This window comes from Domibacillus enclensis, from assembly GCF_900156125.1.
GTDB classification, from domain to species: domain Bacteria; phylum Bacillota; class Bacilli; order Bacillales; family Domibacillaceae; genus Domibacillus; species Domibacillus enclensis.
This window is the reverse complement of the sequence record NZ_FTLX01000007.1, coordinates 188,394-205,038: the sequence shown is the minus strand read 5'-3', so window position 1 is coordinate 205,038 and position 16,645 is coordinate 188,394. Positions and strand designations below refer to the sequence as shown.

The window sequence follows — 16,645 nt, the reverse complement described above, 5'->3', positions numbered from 1 at the left end:
AGAATGACAGCTATGAATACACCGACTAACAGGAGAGAATTTGAAAGGAATTTTCATCTAACTGCTGAATTGATGAGAGAAGGAAAAATGCATTTTTCCGATAGAGTAAGTGGAACAGTCGAGGGTTTATTAAAAGTAAGGCATCTTCCAAATGGCAGAATAGATTTTTTAAGTGTTAATGAAATGGCTAGATTACATGTAAATATGACTGCAAATTTTTCAAGTGAAATGTCCTTTGAAGAATTACAAGAGAATGATTGATCGCGCTGTATATTTTAATCAATCTTTTTTATTTGCGACCAAATGCAACTTCGCGTAGCGCTTTGGGTCAGACTTTGTTCCAAACCCACATTAAGTACCAGTTTAAAATAAAGTCGCATCGTTTCACCCCTTTGGATATAATTGTCTAAAGGGGTATTTTATGTATGGGAGATAAAGAGTATTAAAACAATGCTATTAAAACATGATTTGAAATCATAAACTTGGAGAGGAAATGTATAATATGAGAAATTATTTATTAATAGACACGTTTGATATCATCTCTATAGATAAAGGTGTGAATATAAAGTTTGATTATGCCCAATTCTTAGAAGGCTTGCTTTTTTATGAAAAAATTTACTTTTCAGTGAGTAAAGCATCTATAGGACATACTGTGAAAGCAATAATAAATTTAGTAGGAGAGGAGGTATACTTTAAACTCTTAGATAAAGATATTATTAATTTTTTCATAGATGATGTAGGTTATGCACTTCAAGATAAAGGCTCTTCAAAGGATATGAAATTAGGAAAGTTTGAAATGAGAATTTTACCCTCTGGAACAGACATTGAGAGAAATATACAAGAAGCAACTGAGAGTCGGCACATTTCTAATAAAACGATCCCTTATATAAATAAAAACGCTATTGAAATAAGTTTAGAAAATACAAATCCAGCTTCTTATCAAGGGAATATTTTTAGTGCATTATCTAATAACGAGTTGATGAAGTCACTTATGCATACTTATTTTCCCTTTGTATTAGTATCTGAGGAGATATTTGATTCTTATAAATTAAAGTTTAATCAGGGAGTTATAACTATCGATTCTAATTTAGATGATGAGAGTCAGTCGAATCTATTTATCATGCTTGGAATAATGGGATTTGGTATATTAAGGGTTGAAGGATTCAAAATAATTGCAGCAAAGTCTAAGGTTAATAATCTTTCGGGAAATCCCAGTACACAACAAGTTCTTGAAACTCAATTTTATGATTTGAATAAAACACACTCAAACCTCGCTGAAATAATAGAAATAGATGAGCTTCCTGAACTTCGCACATTAAATTTGTCTTTTGAGGACATTTTAACTTTGCGAAAACAAACAGTAGGTATTCGGAAGCTGTTAGCTAATTATAAAGACTATGATCCAGCTAAATTTAAAGCCGAATATATAAATGCACTTACAAAAAAGAATTTCTACTTAGATAACGGTGTAATGAAGACAGTACGTTGGGTAGTTCCTACAGTAATAGGAATTGTTCATACTCCAGCAGGAGTAGCTGTTTCTCTTGCAGAAACAGCATTAGCAAATTTGATTGAGCAGAAGAAAGTAATTCGCTTGAAAAACATTTTCGAGAAGAATAATCTGATTTAATTACGTAGTTTTTAAGAAGGTAAACTAGTGGGAGTGATATGCTGTAACCGTCAACCCCAATTGGTTCTTACGTATTTTTGGTGAAGGCCTCTTATAAGTACTTTTCGGGTATAGTATCTGTAAAAAGCCAAAGGAGTGATCTAACATGACAGGCTCTGTAGCTGCGTTCCTTCATTTGGATGATTCTATTGAAATTCGTCACGAATCGATCACGAGCGAGGAACTGGTTTACGTCATCGAAGCAGCTTCTTCGTCTGCCCGATGCCCTTCATGCAATTCGCTTTCACACCGTGCGCATAGCCGTTATATACGTACAATTAAAGATCTTCCGATCGTAGATCGTTCGGTCTCCTTTCATATTCGCTTGCATAAATGGTTTTGTGATGAACCTTCTTGCCCAAAGAAGATTTTTACAGAAAGACTGTCATGGGCTGATCCATACAAGCGAAAGACGGTCCGTCTTGAAAATACGTTAACTGAATTGGCGCTTTCTACGAATTGTCTAGCAGCTGAAAAAGCCTGTAAGGCGCTTCATATTCAAGTGAGTCATGATACGCTTCTGCGGCTTGTCAAACGGATAGAAGTAACAGGAAAAACCCCTTCTCCCTTTTGTCGGAATCGATGACTTTGCCTTTAAAAAGCGGACATCTTACGGAACAATTATTGTGGATTTAACCTCACATCAGCTGCTGGATATCCTTCCTACTAGAAACAAAGAAGACGTAACTGCATGGCTGAAACAGTATCCGGAGATTCAGGTGGTCAGCCGGGATGGCTCCAAAACATATGCCAAAGCCATTAAAGCAGCGTGTTGCGATATCAAGCAAGTAGGGGATCGATGGCACATTCTCAAGCAGTTGTTTGATGCGGTAAAAAAAACTATTTATGACTATGTGCCTTCAAGATGGATACCGCCAGAAAAAAATCCTCCTTCTTCTAACCAAGAACAGAATCAGGAATTTTTTCTTCGAAAAACAGATCTTATACGCCTTCAAAATGAAGAAAAGCGGTGGAAGAGGATTCAGGCTGTACAGGAAATGGCTAGTCAGAACTATTCCATCGCGGCCATTGCCCGATTGATAAATATTTCTCGAAATACAGTCTATCAAGACTTAAAGACGTTTCAAAAACCTTCTCATAAACGGGAACCTTTTTATGATGAATACCGGTCGCTTATTCGCGCACTGATCCAAAAAGAACAGAAAGCCAAGCATATTGAAGCCGCATGCCGGGCTCGTGGTTATAAAGGCTCCACTTCTACTTTAAACACGATGATTGCAACAGAACGAAGGTGCCTCAAAGAGAAGAGAGCGAAGCCTCTTTATTTGCGCCAAAAGCTCCTTAGCATGATGTGGAATTTCACTATACCTAGCCATAAAGCTTATTTCAAGCACATTCATCCCCAGCTGCTAGCGACTTTTCCGGATATCTTGCTTTTGGATGAACTAGTCTTTTCTTTCCGCCAGCTTTTTTACTCAAAAAATCCTTCAGACTTGATAGAGTGGATAGAACGATATGAAAGAAGTCATTTTTCATTTATTCACTCTTTCATTACCGGATTGCGCCAGGACCTGCCCGCTGTTCTCAATAGTGTTCAAGAACCATGGAGTAATGGTGTAGTAGAAGGGCATGTAAATCGGCTCAAAACAATCAAACGCATGATGTATGGCCGGGCCAGCTTTCCTCTTTTGAGAAAAAGGCTGCTTCTCGGGCCATAAACTATTTCACAAAAATAGGGGATAGACGCTAGAATGCCGGATATATATTATCACCGAATTTGCGTAAGAACCACTTTATTCTAGCGGTTACATATGCTACTATTCTTCACTAACCCATATCCAAATGAGTGGCTGTATTCAGTAATTGCGCGCTACCGCTTTTGCAGTGGCGAGATTGATTACCAAGACATGTTAGAAGAAGATTTTCAAGATTTTTCTATAATTCGGGGTGTGGAGATTGGTAGCTATTTTCCGATATTGGCTTAAGAGATAGGCTTCTCTACATATGTAAATCAGGATTTCGAGAAGTACAGAGAGCCTTTTATTCATTGTGAATATCAGCTGCATGGAATTGATTATTTTGTTTATTTTAACAGTGGAACTGACATTTATCATGCAATGAAGCTAAGGAGATAATTCTAACAACCCATTTTAATCAAACTTTTTTATAAAAACTAAATCTAAATTAGTCCTAGAGAAATCCATTTTGATCAAACTTTTTTCAAAATGGATTCTTTTTTATTTGCGATAAAATGCAACCTCGTGTAGTGCTTTTGATCAGACTTTGTTCCAAACCTACAAAAAGTGGTGTTAAATTTAAGCCGCCTTGTTTATAAAGAAATCGGAACCGAATCCCTCATCAACGAGGGGTTCGGTTTTTTGTATGCCATTCAATATTTAGATTGTGTGGCTTTTTTGTGCATGGTACGATAGCTGAAATCTATTGTAAGGAGACGATCTAGATGAGGATCCCGATTTATCAGATTGACGCATTCACAAATGAACAATTCAAAGGCAACCCTGCGGCAGTGTGCCCGTTACCGGAGTGGATAAACGAGGATGTTATGCAAAAGATCGCAACGGAAAATAACTTGTCTGAAACGGCCTTTTTTGTTCAGGCACCCAGCGGCTATGAATTAAGATGGTTTACGCCAAAGGGAGAAATTGACTTGTGCGGCCATGCCACGCTGGCCACGGCGTTCGTCATCTGTACATATTTGGATCATGAGGGAAAGGATATTGCCTTTCAAACAAAAAGCGGGCTTCTCGAGGTATCGAGGGAGGGCAGCTTGTTTACACTTCTTTTTCCTTCCAGAGAAGGCGAAAAATGCGACGAGATCCCCGAGTCGTTAGTAAAGGGGTTGGGCAAAGCACCTAAGGAAGTATTGAAATCCAGAGATTATATGGCCGTTTTTGAAACAGAGCAGGACGTGTTGGATCTTGAATTAAACATGGAGGAATTGAAAAAACTTGATGCCTTTGGTGTCATCGCAACAGCGAAAGGAAAAGAGGTAGACTTTGTGTCACGGTTTTTCGCACCGAAAGCAGGTGTGGATGAAGATCCCGTCACCGGCTCTGCCCATTGCACGCTGATCCCCTATTGGAAGAAAAAATTGAATAAACGTGAATTGACGGCTTTGCAGGTGTCAGAAAGAGGCGGAAAGCTCTACTGTGCGGATTTAGGAGAAAAGGTTAAAATGTCCGGAGAAGCAGTCACGTATTTAGAAGGGCATATAAACGTGTAAGGACATTCAAAAGTAATAAGACATTGGTATAGGATAAGGTCTTCGAGGAGGTAAGCATGAAGATCAGAAAACTGAACGAGGGTGAAAAGCCGCCAATAGATTTGCTGCTGTTAGCTGATCCGTCCGAGAAAATCATTAAAGGATATATAGGGAGAGGCGCGTGTTTTGTGGCTGAAAATGATAATCGTGTGGTCGGTGTATATGTGCTGCTGCCGACCAGACCCGAAACCGTCGAGCTGGTGAACGTAGCTGTTTTACCGGACCAGCAGGGAAAGGGGCTCGGCAAAGCGCTGATTGGGCATGCTGTTCGAACAGCTCAGGAAGATGGCTATAAAATTATTGAAGTGGGGACCGGAAATTCAGGCATTGGACAGCTGGCCCTGTATCAGAAATGCGGGTTTAGGATAACAGGTGTTGACCGGGATTTTTTCGTGAAGCACTACCCGGAAGACATAGTTGAAAACGGTATTCCTTGCAGAGATATGATTCGGCTGGCTCTAGACTTGTAGCTTTTCCCAGAAAGGATACGAAAACCAACCAACTGTTTTAGTGAGGGAGTGGATCACGTGATAAGAAAAGCAAATGTGTCTGATATTTCAACAATTGCACAACTAAAATTGAACATGTTCAAAGAGACAGGGATGGAGCATGTTCTCGGGGAAAACTTCATTCAAAAGGTCCAATCAGTTTATCGAGATATGTATGAAAAAGAAAAAGCTCAACACTTTGTGATTGAACATGAAGGTCAGCTAATCGCCTGTGGTGGTGCTTTCATCAAAGAAGATCTCCCGTACTGCTTTTATCGCGAGCCTCAGTATGGTTTTATTGGTGATGTCTACGTCGAAGAACAGTTTAGAAGACAGGGCTATGCAAAAGAGCTAACGAACGCTGTTCTCGAATGGCTTTTCGATCGGGACATACAAACTGTGCGTTTGCTAGCGAGCGATCAGGCCAGGAAATTATATGAATCAATCGGATTTATCGAAACGGATCAAATGATTCTTCATAAGTAAGAAGAATTGTTTTCTGCAAATCCGCCTAAACTATTGAATTTCTCTAACTTCCTTGCCAGTACCAATGGATGTCAAAACAAGCTGTGCGAATGCTTCTGCTGCTGGAGATATTTACTGTAAAGGTTGCTCCTGTATTCTGTAGCGGCTGTTTTTCTTTAATCATGTGCGAAGGCTGCCAGTCGATTCGGTTGGCGGTCTTGTTGCCGTTCATATGAGCAATCGCTAAAAGTGACATGATTTTGTATGAAAGAAATCGGGGTGAAAGCGCTTTTCTTTGTTGGTATACTTACCAAAACATGAAAGAAAAGAGGAATAACCGATGAAATTCAGCAATGGCAACTGGATGGACCGTGAAGGATTTACGATGCACTATCCGGCACAGCTTCATGAAGCAGACGTACAGCGCGATCGCGCAACTTTATATGCACCGTTTGTTCCGATTGTACACCGGGGAAATACACTGGACGGCGGCATGATGACGATTGAACTGACCGCGCCGGCAGCGGACGTAGTCGGTGTGAAGATGATTCATCATAAGGGAAGAGTGAAAGAATATCCGACCTTTGCTGTTCAAGCAGAAGGGACGCCGTTTCAAACGACGGAAACCGATGAGGCGTTCACCTTTCAAAGCGGCCGTTTGCAGACTGTTGTCAATAAATCCGGCTGGTCGGTTCAGTTTAAAAGCGGTGATGAGCTTTTAGTGGAAACAGGGTCAAGAAACATGAGTTATATTGTAAGCGATAACAAAAAAACATATATGCGAGAGCAGCTGTCGCTTGATGTGGGCGAGCTGATTTACGGTCTCGGTGAGCGCTTTGCCCCGTTTGTGAAAAACGGACAAACGATTGATATTTGGAATGAAGATGGTGGCACGGGCAGTGAGCAGGCGTACAAAAGCATTCCGTTTTATATGAGCAATAAAGGATACGGAGTATTTGTGAATCAGCCGGAAAATGTGTCATTCGAAGTCGGATCGGAAAAAGTGTCGAACGTGCAGTTCAGTGTCGAAGGAGAGTCGCTAGAATACTACGTTATTTATGGCCCGACGATGAAGGAAGTGCTGACGAAATACACTGCGTTAACGGGCAAGCCGGCATTACCGCCTGCGTGGTCATTCGGGCTGTGGCTGAGCACGTCGTTCACGACCGAATACGATGAAGATACCGTGAATGAGTTCGTGGATGGAATGATAGAGCGAGATATCCCGCTTGATGTGTTTCATTTTGACTGCTTCTGGATGAAAGAGTTTGAATGGTGCAATTTCGAGTGGGATGACCGGGTGTTCCCGGAGCCGGAAAGCATGCTGAAGCGCTTAAAGGACAAAGGGCTAAAAATTTGCGTTTGGATCAACCCGTACATTGGCCAGAAGTCGCCGCTTTTTGAAGAAGGAATGAAGGCAGGCTACTTCTTAAAGCGGGGGGACGGCTCGGTTTGGCAGTGGGATAAATGGCAGGCGGGCCAGGCGATCGTCGATTTCACCAATCCGGACGCGTGCCGCTGGTTTGAAGAGAAATTGAGTGTACTGATGGACATGGGCGTTGATTCGTTTAAAACAGACTTTGGCGAGCGGATTCCAACAGACGTTGTGTATCATAACGGAGCGGACCCGGATAAAATGCACAATTACTACACGTACTTGTACAACGAAACGGTCTTTAACCTGCTGGAGCGCAAAAAAGGAAAAGGCGAAGCGGCTCTTTTTGCCCGGTCGGCGACAGTCGGGAGCCAGAAATTCCCTGTTCATTGGGGAGGCGACTGCTGGTCCAATTACCGTTCCATGGCGGAAACGCTGCGCGGCGGCTTGTCGTTCAGCTTATCGGGCTTCAGCTTTTGGAGCCATGACATTTCAGGGTTCGAGCACGGAGCGACACCGGATTTATTTAAACGCTGGACGCAGTTTGGTCTGCTGTCTTCGCACAGCCGCTACCATGGCAGTACAGAATACAAGGTGCCATGGAAGTACGGAGAAGAAGCGGTCGATGTCGCGCGCCGCTTTACGAAGCTGAAAAACAGCTTGATGCCGTACTTGTTTGCCCATGCCTGTGAAGCAACGAAAACGGGTGTGGCAATGATGCGTCCGATGGTGCTGGAATTCCCGGAGGATGAGACGTGTTATTATCTCGACCGCCAGTACATGCTCGGCGAGGCCTTACTTGTGGCGCCAATTTTCAACGATAAAGGGACTGCGCGCTACTACGTTCCGGAAGGCAGCTGGACGAATTATTTAACCGGAGACAAGGTTGCCGGCGGCCGCTGGTATAAAGAAACACACGGCTATATGACATTGCCGCTTCTTGTGAAAGGGTCGTCCCTGCTCATTACCGGAGCAGAAGAACAAACGGCAGAGTATGACTTCACGAAAAATGTAACCTTGCATGTGTTTGACCTGCAGGACGGAGAAACAGCGCAAGCGGACGTCTGGACAAAAGACGGCGTGAAAGCAGGCGGAGCCAGCGTATCGCGTACAGGCCGTTCTCTTGTGGTGAAAACAAAGGGATTGTCCGGCTGCACGGTCCAGCTGCATCATGAGTCGGCTGTGGAAAGTGTGGAAGGCGGCAAACCGGAAGGCGGTGGCGGAATGTTTGTTGTTTTAACGGCGGAACAGGCGACAATCACGCTGAACGAAAGCGGTGAAGCGGAGGCATGATTCATGAAAAAGTAACCAAAGTGCTGTACGGAGGCGATTATAATCCGGAGCAGTGGCCGAGGGACATTTGGGAAGAGGACATGCGGCTGACGAAGCTCGCGGGCATGGACATCATGACAGTGAACGTGTTTGCCTGGGCGATGCTGCAGCCGGACGAAGACACGTATGACTTCACTGCGCTTGATGCCGTGATGGATATGCTGGCTGCTGAAAACCGGTTTGCCTGTCTGGCCACAGCGACGGCGGTCCACCCGGCCTGGATGGCAAACCGTTTTCCAGACGTGCTGCGGACAGACTTCGACGGACATAAGAGGAAGTTCGGGCTCAGGCACAACTCGTGCCCGAACAGTCCGTCCTACCGTCGATTTGCCGGCGCGCTTGTGGAGAGACTTGCGGAGCGTTATCATGACCATCCAGCGCTCCTGCTCTGGCATGTCTCGAACGAATTCGGCGGCGACTGCTACTGTGATCAGTGTGAACGAACGTTTCGCATCTGGCTGAAGGAGAAATACGGCTCACTTGAGGAGCTGAACCGTGTGTGGAATACCGCGTTCTGGGGCCATACGTTTTACAGCTGGGATGAAATTGTCGTACCGAATAATTTGAGCGAGCATTTAGGAAATGCCGATTACACAGCGTTTCAAGGCATCTCGCTAGATTACCGCCGCTTCAATTCTGACAGCATGCTGGACTGCTTCCGACTGGAGCGCGATATCGTAAAAAAATGGACACCGGACATTCGGGTGACGACGAACCTGATGGGTACGTATAAGCCGCTTGACTACCAGAAATGGGCGAAAGAAATGGACATTGTGTCATGGGACAGCTACCCGGAGGTCGGGTCTTCTCCACTTTTGAATTCAATGAGCCACGATTTAATGCGCGGATTAAAGCAGGGACAGCCGTTTATGCTGATGGAGCAAACGCCGAGTGTAACCAACTGGCATCCCTATAATGCGTTAAAGCGACCGGGTGAAATGCGGTTGCACAGCTGGCAGGCGATTGCCCACGGGGCGGATACGGTAATGTTTTTTCAAATCCGCCGGTCCATCGGGGCATGTGAAAAATTCCACGGAGCTGTCATCGACCACGCCGGGCACGAGCATACGCGTGTTTTCCGTGAATGCGCCGCGCTCGGTGAAGAGCTTTCGGCGCTGGGAGATACGCTGGTTCACGCGACGTCACCAGCAAAGGCGGCGATTGTGTTTGACTGGGATAACTGGTGGGCGATTGAGCTGTCAAGCGGTCCGAGCCGTGACTTAAAGTATGTGGATGAAGTGTTTAACTACTATAAAGCGTTTCAGCGCTGCAACGTACCGGTTGACATGATCAGTCCGGAAGATGACTTGAGCGGCTATGCGATTGTGATAGCGCCTGTTTTGTATATGGTGAAGAAAGGAATGGCGGAGAAGCTTGAAGCGTTTACCGAGCAGGGAGGTCTGTTTGTCACGACGTTTTTCAGCGGCATTGTCGACGAGCATGACCTTGTGGTGACGGGTGGCTATCCGGGCAGTCTGCGTGCGCTCCTCGGCATTTGGGTGGAGGAAATCGACTCACTGCCGCCGGGCAAAACAAACGACGTCATACTGTCAGGCGACGAAAGTGTATATAAGGCGTCGGTTTTGTGTGACTTGATTCATCTGGAAGGGGCAGACGCTGCTGCTGTATATGGCAGTGATTTTTATAAAGGGATGCCGGCCCTGACGAAAAACCGCTTTGGGCAAGGTGAAGCATGGTATGTCGCTGCGAGTATGGACGAGCGGTTTATGGAGCGGCTGGCAGCGGACTTGTGCGCATCCCGTGGTATTGAACCGCTTCTTGGCCGGACGGCACCAGCGGAAGTAGAAGTAACAGCGCGCGAGAAGGACGGCACATCCTTCATCTTTTTGCTGAACCATTCAGCTGAAGAACAAGCGGTGCCTCTGCACAAAGCGTATACGAATGTTTTGGACGGCCGCGTGTACGACGGCGCGATTTGTCTGCCGGCTTACGGTGTCGCCGTTTTAAAGGAGAATGGATCATGATTCGGGCCGAGATGATTCCACGACACGGAACGCACAGCTTAACACCGGCCGATACGTGGGCTTTCGGTCATATGACGGGCAACGGCGAGATGGGTGCCATTCAATATGGACCGCCGGAGCAGGAAAAATTTGTTTTCACTCATGCGGAGCTGTTTTTGCCGCTTGGCAGCCCGAATCACATCCCTGATATGGCGCCCTACCTGGACGATGTGCGCACGATCAGCCGCTCACAAGGATACCGGGCTGGCCATGATTATTTTATCCGTAAAGGCGAGGAGCTGGGTCATACCATTGTGAACACGGATCCGTTCCATCCTGCTTTAACGCTTGTCATCGAACAGGACGATGGAGCAGGGGCGGAAGCATACTGCCGTTCGGTGGATTTCGCAACGGGGGAAATCCGGTCTTCTAGCGGTGCTTCTGAGCGAAAGCTGTTTGTCTCGCGTCCAGATGGCTGTGTGCTGCTGAACATCTCATCAGACTGTCCTATGCCGGAAGTCCGCTTGTTCATTGAAGAAGAGGACCATCCACTTTTACACACAGAGTTCGCATACAAGGCGACTGAGTGGAGCGGCGTGCACACGTATACACATGGCGGCGGCTATAAAAGCCGGATTCGGGTCGAGCATAATGGCGCATCAGAGCTTGAGAAGGGACAGCTTGTGATTAGCGGGGCAGAGGAAATTGTGCTGAAGATCACCGCTGCACCTGAAACGGGACGAATAAAGCCATTTCCAGAAGGAACATACGAAGAATGCTTTGAGCGGCACAAAAGGGAGCATGCAGCGCTTTTTTTCAAAGCCTCTCTCGATTTAAATGGAGGAGAACGGCGAAGCTGGACGGGAGAAGCGCTGCTGCAGGAAGTGAAGGAAACAGGCCTTCTGCATCCGGCGCTCATTGAAAAGTGCTACGATGCTGGCCGATATATGTTTTTATGCAGTGCAGGTGCGCGGCCACCGAACCTGCAGGGCATCTGGACAGGCACATTTGATCCTCCCTGGTCGTCAGACTACACGATGGATACGAATGTGCAGTTGGCGATGGCTTCTGTATTCAGCGGCAATATGCTGCATGGCATGGAGCCATACACAAAGCTGCTGGAATCATATATGGACGATTTTCGGTATAACGCGCGGCAAATGTTTGGCTGCCGGGGGATTTTGTCTGGCGTGTGCGCTTCGTCAAACGGCCGCCATCTTCACTGGGGCGACTCTAGCTGGGGGGATAGGGAATGCGATACGTTTTTCGGCGCTTTTTGGACATGCGGCGCCGGCTGGTTGGCCCACTGGCTTTATGAATACTATGTGTATACAGGGGATCGTGCGTATTTACAGGATCATGCGCTGCCCTTTATGAAAGAAGCGATTCTGTTTTATGAAGACTTCTTGTTTGAAGAAAAGGGACAGCTTGTTTTTCTCCCGTCTTATTCAGCTGAAAATGGGATTGCAGCAAACAGTACGATGGACATTGCGGTTTTACAGGAGCTGCTGACGAACGCAATCACCGCCTGCAGCCAGCTCGGGGTCGAGGGAGTCAATGTTCAGCGATGGCAGGAATTGCTCGGGAAGCTGCCGCCTTATTTGCTGGATGCAGACGGATCTTTAAAAGAATGGGCGGTGGCTGATCACGAGGAAAATCATAACCACCGTCACTTTTCACACTTGTATCCGCTGTTCCAAAGCTATGCTTTCTCACCGGAGGAAACCCCTGAGTTATGGAGCGCAGCGAAGAAAACGTTTGAAAACAAGCTGAAGCATTGGCTGTATAATCCGGCTGCGGACACGTCCTCACACGGTCGTATGCATGCAGCACTTTGTGCAGCCAGGCTCGGGCGGGGAGATGTTATTGCCGATAGTATGAAGATGATGCTGGCGGGCGGTGCCGTGTATCCGAGTTTTATGACAGCGCATTACGATCACCATGAAGTGTTTAACGTCGATGCAAACGGTGCTTTTCCTGAGCTGATTCATCAGACCGTTCTTTTTTCATTGCCTGGCCGTATTGAACTGCTGCCGGCACTGCCGGAGGAGATGAAAAAGGGAACAGTGAAGGGAATGCGGTGCCGTGGCCAGCTGACGGTGCGTCAGCTTGAATGGGATGCACAAATCGGACGCATCTATCTCGTTATCCAGTCTGAAATGGAGCAGGAGGTCGTCTTTCACATTCGCCAGCAGGGCTGGTTAATGAACGAAGGGGCAGGAACAGAATGGTCTGTGAAGATTCCGGCCCATGAGCCGGTACAATTTGAATGGAGGAGATCGTATGCAGATGGGGGGCATGCTTGGCAGTGTACACCGGGTGGCGGGCTGGCTGACAAAAGGAGCGGGCGTTAATTTACTTTGGTTTTTATGCAACGCGCCGCTTTTCTTTATTGTGATGGACATTTTAATGAACGGTGGCCAGCTTGAAGCCGGGATTGGGGCATTGCTTGTGCTCGTGCCGCTTCTGCTGTTTCCTTCTACGGCTGCTTTATTCGGGGTCGTGCGGAAGTGGGTGCTGCAGGAGGACGAGCCGGCGTGGGCCTTTTTCCGTTATTTTAAAGAAAACGTTTGGCAGAGCCTGACGGGCGGCGTGTTTTTTACCATTGTCTGGACAGGCTGGCTGGCTCAGTCAAGCTCGTTCCCGCTCGTGGTGTTCTGGCTGATCAGTGGCTGGCTTTCAGCTTGGACACTTTTTTTCTTTGCTTTTCAGGTTCACTTCCATCTCAAAACGGTACACATCATCAAAAACGCCCTTGTTATGACAGCTATTCGGCCACTTTCGGTTTTCATGACAGCCGGCATCACGTTCACACTCGTTTATATTTGGTCTATTTACCCGTTCCTGCTTCCATTTTGTTCAGCGGTTGTGCTGGCGTACATATCATTCGGTGTTTTTCACCGCTTTAGTGAACAGCGTTTTCCCCATCACTAATTTTGACATGAAAAGGTATGCAGTATACACTTTCAGAAGGCATACGAGATCATGTTAAAATAAGGAGAAGAAATATGGAAGCGCTTACCGAAGGGCGGAGAGTGGAAAAAGTGAAGAAATGGCTGCTGCAGCGCTTTAATAACATGAAACTGCCGGAAAAACTCATTTGGCTGTTCTTGATTGTCGTCGTCGTGCCGATCATTTCAGCAGGAATTTATTTAACGAACGAATTGCGTGAAGATGCGCTGGATGAAGCGATTAGCCAGGCGGCACTCAACAATGAACGGGTGCGGCAGCGGACGGCAGAGGTGCTGCGAGTTCCTGTGTTTGTCTCGAATAATCTCATGTTTGAGGACCGGATTAGAACGCTTGTAAATACACGGTTTACAAGCACATTTGACGTTGTGCAGGCCTATCGCCAATTCAATGTCTTTTCTTATTATAAACAGTACTATCCGGACATTCAGTCGATGCGCATGTATATAGAAAATGACACGATGATCAACAACTGGGAGTTTATTCCGGTAACAGAGACGATCCGGGAACGTGCCTGGTATAAAGAAGCCGAGGCGAACGCGGGATTCATGAAATGGTATTACGTACAGGATGAAACAAACGGAGGCCATCCGTATTTAAGCTTGATCCGGCGCATGAACTTTTTAGAAGAAAAAACATTCGGCGTTTTAATGATCACGATCAAGCCGGCTGTTCTGGACTGGATGCTGAATCAGGAAATGTACTTAACGATGATTGTGGATGAGCACGATAACGTTGTCGCCTCAAATGATCAAACGAAAAAAGGGCAAAAGCTCGGAAGCGTGCTGGAAAATAGTGAAGAAAAGGAAGGACAGGCGTTGTATGAAGCTGTCGTGGACGGAAGCAAGTCACAAATTATTGCAAGTGATATTGTTGTGGATGAATTAAGCCAGAATCGTCTTCGTGTCGTGTCAGCGGTTCAACATTATCATATCGTCGGGAATGCGAATACACTGGCTGCCAAAGGAGCGTTGATTACCTTTTTGGCTGCTCTGGCCGCCTTCGGAATTATCACTCTTATGTCGCATTTGTTTTCAAAGCGGCTGGCAGAGCTGAGCAGTAAAATCAAGCTGGTCGCGAAGGGAGACTTGTCAACCAGCGTTGAAATGGACGGAAAGGATGAGATCGGTGAGCTTTCCCGCCAGTTTCAGCATATGGTGGCGGAGCTGAATGCCTCCATCCAGACGTTAAAGGAAACCAATCGCCAGAAAGTAGAGCTTCAGCAAAACCAGTCGGACATTAAGCTGAAGATGATGGCGAGCCAGATTAATCCGCATTTCCTATTTAACACGCTTGAATCCATCCGCATGAAAGCCCATATGGAAGGGGCAAAGGAAGCGGCTGGCATCGTCAAGCTTCTCGGAAAGCTGATGCGCAAAAGCATCGAAACGGGCGGGCGGCCGATTCCGGTCGAGCAGGAGATGGAAATGGTCCGCTGCTATTTAGACATTCAGTCGTTCCGCTATGAACAGCGCCTTTCCTATAAGCTAGATCTCGATCCAGCGGCGAAAGGGCTGTTAATTGAGCCGCTCATTATTCAGCCGCTCGTTGAAAACTCTGTTATTCACGGGCTTGAAGATAAAGGAGAGGGAGGCACTGTTTCGGTTTTTGTCCACTTAGAAACGAGTGGTTTGCGGGTGGTCGTGAAGGATGATGGAAAAGGCTTTGCCGCAGAGCGTCTGGCAGAGGTCCAGCACTTCATTAACGATACAGAGGAAGAAGCTCGAATCGGCCTGCGGAATGTTCATCAGCGGCTGCTGCTCACATACGGAAGGGGAGCCGGCTTACAAGTTGAAAGCCAGGAAGGAGAAGGCACGATGATTCAATTTGTGATTCCGTTAAAAGGAGAGGGACGAGATGCGTAGTGTGCTCATTGTAGACGACGAACCGATGATTCGGGAGGGACTGCGTACACTGATTGACTGGGAAAAGTACGGATACGAGGTGGCGGGGCTGGCGCGCAACGGAAAAGAGGGCTATAAAAAATTCCAGTCTTTAAAGCCGGACTTGATCATTGCAGATATCAAAATGCCGGAGATGGACGGCATTACACTGCTGGAAAACATTCGCGACCAAAACAAACGTACACGGTTTATTTTGCTCAGCGGCTATGCCGATTTTGACTACGCCAAACGAGCGATCAGCTGCGGGGCAGAAGCTTACTTGCTCAAGCCGATTGATGAAGAGGAACTGATTGATAAGCTGATTGAGCTTCAGGCTTCTTTGCCGCCGCGTGAGCAAGCACTAGCAGATTCCTTTTACGTTCAAGAGCAAAGCGTACTGACACCAGAGACCGAAGCTGTTGAACCGGTGCTCTCGGATTGGAATCCAGGTATGTATCGGGACCGTTTTTGCCTTGCACTCGAAGCTTCCAATGCAGATGCTGTAGACATCATGCTAGAAGAAGCCGTCGCGGACTGGAGGGCCAGAAGACCGCCGGAACAGGAAGTGAAAAAAGAAGCGGCTTCGCTTTGCAGTCAGATCATCAATAAGATGGCTGCGGCGCATCCGAAAAAGCAAACGGAGCTGCTGGATGTCGGCTCAAAGGCTGGCGATGTATTTGCCGCCTCATCGCTCGCTGCCTTGCAGGACGTCTGCCGCGCGTTTTTTGCTTCTATTCTATTAGTGATGGATGACGGGACGCCCGACAGCCAGATGAAAAAAATGACCGACCTGATCCATGCCCGCTACAGCGAAAACTTAAGGCTTGAGACGCTGGCCGGCATCTTTAACTACAACAGTGCTTATCTCGGCAAGCTGTTTAAAAGTCATACAGGTGAATACTTTAATACGTATGTAGATAAAGTGCGCGTCGAAAAAGCGAAAGAGCTGCTGAACGAAGGGTATAAAGTGTACGAAGCGGCAGAAAAGGTCGGCTATGCCAACGTTGATTACTTTCACCGGAAATTTAAAAAACATGCGGGTGTCTCACCGACCGCCTTTAAGCATCAGCATGGAAAATAAGCTTGGGGCAAAAGGTTTCGAATGGGAAAAGCTGAACGGTCATGCGAACTCGCAGTCGTTCGGCTTTTTTTTGATCGTTCCGCCTCTTTAATTTTGACATGATTTTTGACGAAAAAAAGCAGGTATTTATAAAAGCGCTTTCTTTATAAAATAAAGCTATAGAACAGGAGGAGA

The 16,645-nt window shown here is 46.5% G+C and carries 13 protein-coding genes; all 13 read left to right on the top strand.

The annotated features are described in order from the left end of the window. Positions 1-3: 3 nt before the first annotated feature. The 13 genes from avs1c (at position 4) to BW952_RS19725 (ending at position 16,471) form a co-directional block, all read left to right on the top strand. The gene (gene avs1c, locus BW952_RS14970; RefSeq protein ID WP_045852233.1) at positions 4-261 is read left to right on the top strand and encodes an AVAST type 1 anti-phage system protein Avs1c; all 258 of its coding nucleotides are present in this window, start codon (positions 4-6) and stop codon (positions 259-261) included. Between the two features lie 241 nt (positions 262-502). After that, entirely contained in the window at positions 503-1,630 is a 1,128-nt protein-coding gene (locus BW952_RS14965; RefSeq protein WP_045852209.1) for a hypothetical protein, read from the top strand. A gap of 145 nt (positions 1,631-1,775) precedes the next feature. Then, positions 1,776-2,255 (top strand): transposase family protein, encoded by a 480-nt coding sequence (locus BW952_RS14960; protein WP_052698536.1) that lies wholly within the window; start codon positions 1,776-1,778, stop codon positions 2,253-2,255. After that, the gene (locus BW952_RS14955) at positions 2,248-3,348 is read left to right on the top strand and encodes an ISL3 family transposase (RefSeq protein WP_139325450.1); all 1,101 of its coding nucleotides are present in this window, start codon (positions 2,248-2,250) and stop codon (positions 3,346-3,348) included. Before BW952_RS14960 ends, BW952_RS14955 begins: the two co-directional genes overlap by 8 nt. Positions 3,349-4,091: 743 nt before the next feature. Further along, positions 4,092-4,874 (top strand): PhzF family phenazine biosynthesis protein, encoded by a 783-nt coding sequence (locus BW952_RS14950; RefSeq protein ID WP_045852210.1) that lies wholly within the window; start codon positions 4,092-4,094, stop codon positions 4,872-4,874. A 56-nt stretch (positions 4,875-4,930) separates the two neighbouring features. Continuing rightward, positions 4,931-5,383, top strand: a complete 453-nt coding sequence (locus tag BW952_RS14945; protein WP_045852211.1) for a GNAT family N-acetyltransferase — start codon at positions 4,931-4,933, stop codon at positions 5,381-5,383. A gap of 57 nt (positions 5,384-5,440) precedes the next feature. Further along, entirely contained in the window at positions 5,441-5,887 is a 447-nt protein-coding gene (locus BW952_RS14940; RefSeq protein WP_045852212.1) for a GNAT family N-acetyltransferase, read from the top strand. A gap of 319 nt (positions 5,888-6,206) precedes the next feature. After that, a complete protein-coding gene (yicI, locus tag BW952_RS14935) occupies positions 6,207-8,534 on the top strand; it encodes an alpha-xylosidase (protein WP_045852213.1) in 2,328 nt (775 codons plus the stop codon). Next, entirely contained in the window at positions 8,531-10,558 is a 2,028-nt protein-coding gene (locus BW952_RS14930) for a beta-galactosidase (protein ID WP_045852214.1), read from the top strand. The genes yicI and BW952_RS14930 overlap by 4 nt, the downstream gene beginning before the upstream one ends. Beyond that, complete coding sequence (locus BW952_RS14925) at positions 10,555-12,891, top strand: glycosyl hydrolase family 95 catalytic domain-containing protein (RefSeq protein WP_045852215.1); 2,337 nt, start codon at positions 10,555-10,557, stop codon at positions 12,889-12,891. The genes BW952_RS14930 and BW952_RS14925 overlap by 4 nt, the downstream gene beginning before the upstream one ends. After that, positions 12,821-13,471 (top strand): YesL family protein, encoded by a 651-nt coding sequence (locus BW952_RS14920; RefSeq protein WP_169714111.1) that lies wholly within the window; start codon positions 12,821-12,823, stop codon positions 13,469-13,471. Before BW952_RS14925 ends, BW952_RS14920 begins: the two co-directional genes overlap by 71 nt. A 74-nt stretch (positions 13,472-13,545) precedes the next feature. Continuing rightward, positions 13,546-15,372 carry a sensor histidine kinase gene (locus tag BW952_RS14915; protein ID WP_045852217.1) on the top strand — a complete coding sequence of 609 codons (1,827 nt, stop codon included), beginning with the start codon at positions 13,546-13,548 and terminating at the stop codon, positions 15,370-15,372. Further along, entirely contained in the window at positions 15,365-16,471 is a 1,107-nt protein-coding gene (locus BW952_RS19725; protein WP_052698538.1) for a response regulator transcription factor, read from the top strand. Before BW952_RS14915 ends, BW952_RS19725 begins: the two co-directional genes overlap by 8 nt. The last annotated feature ends 174 nt before the right edge of the window (positions 16,472-16,645 follow it).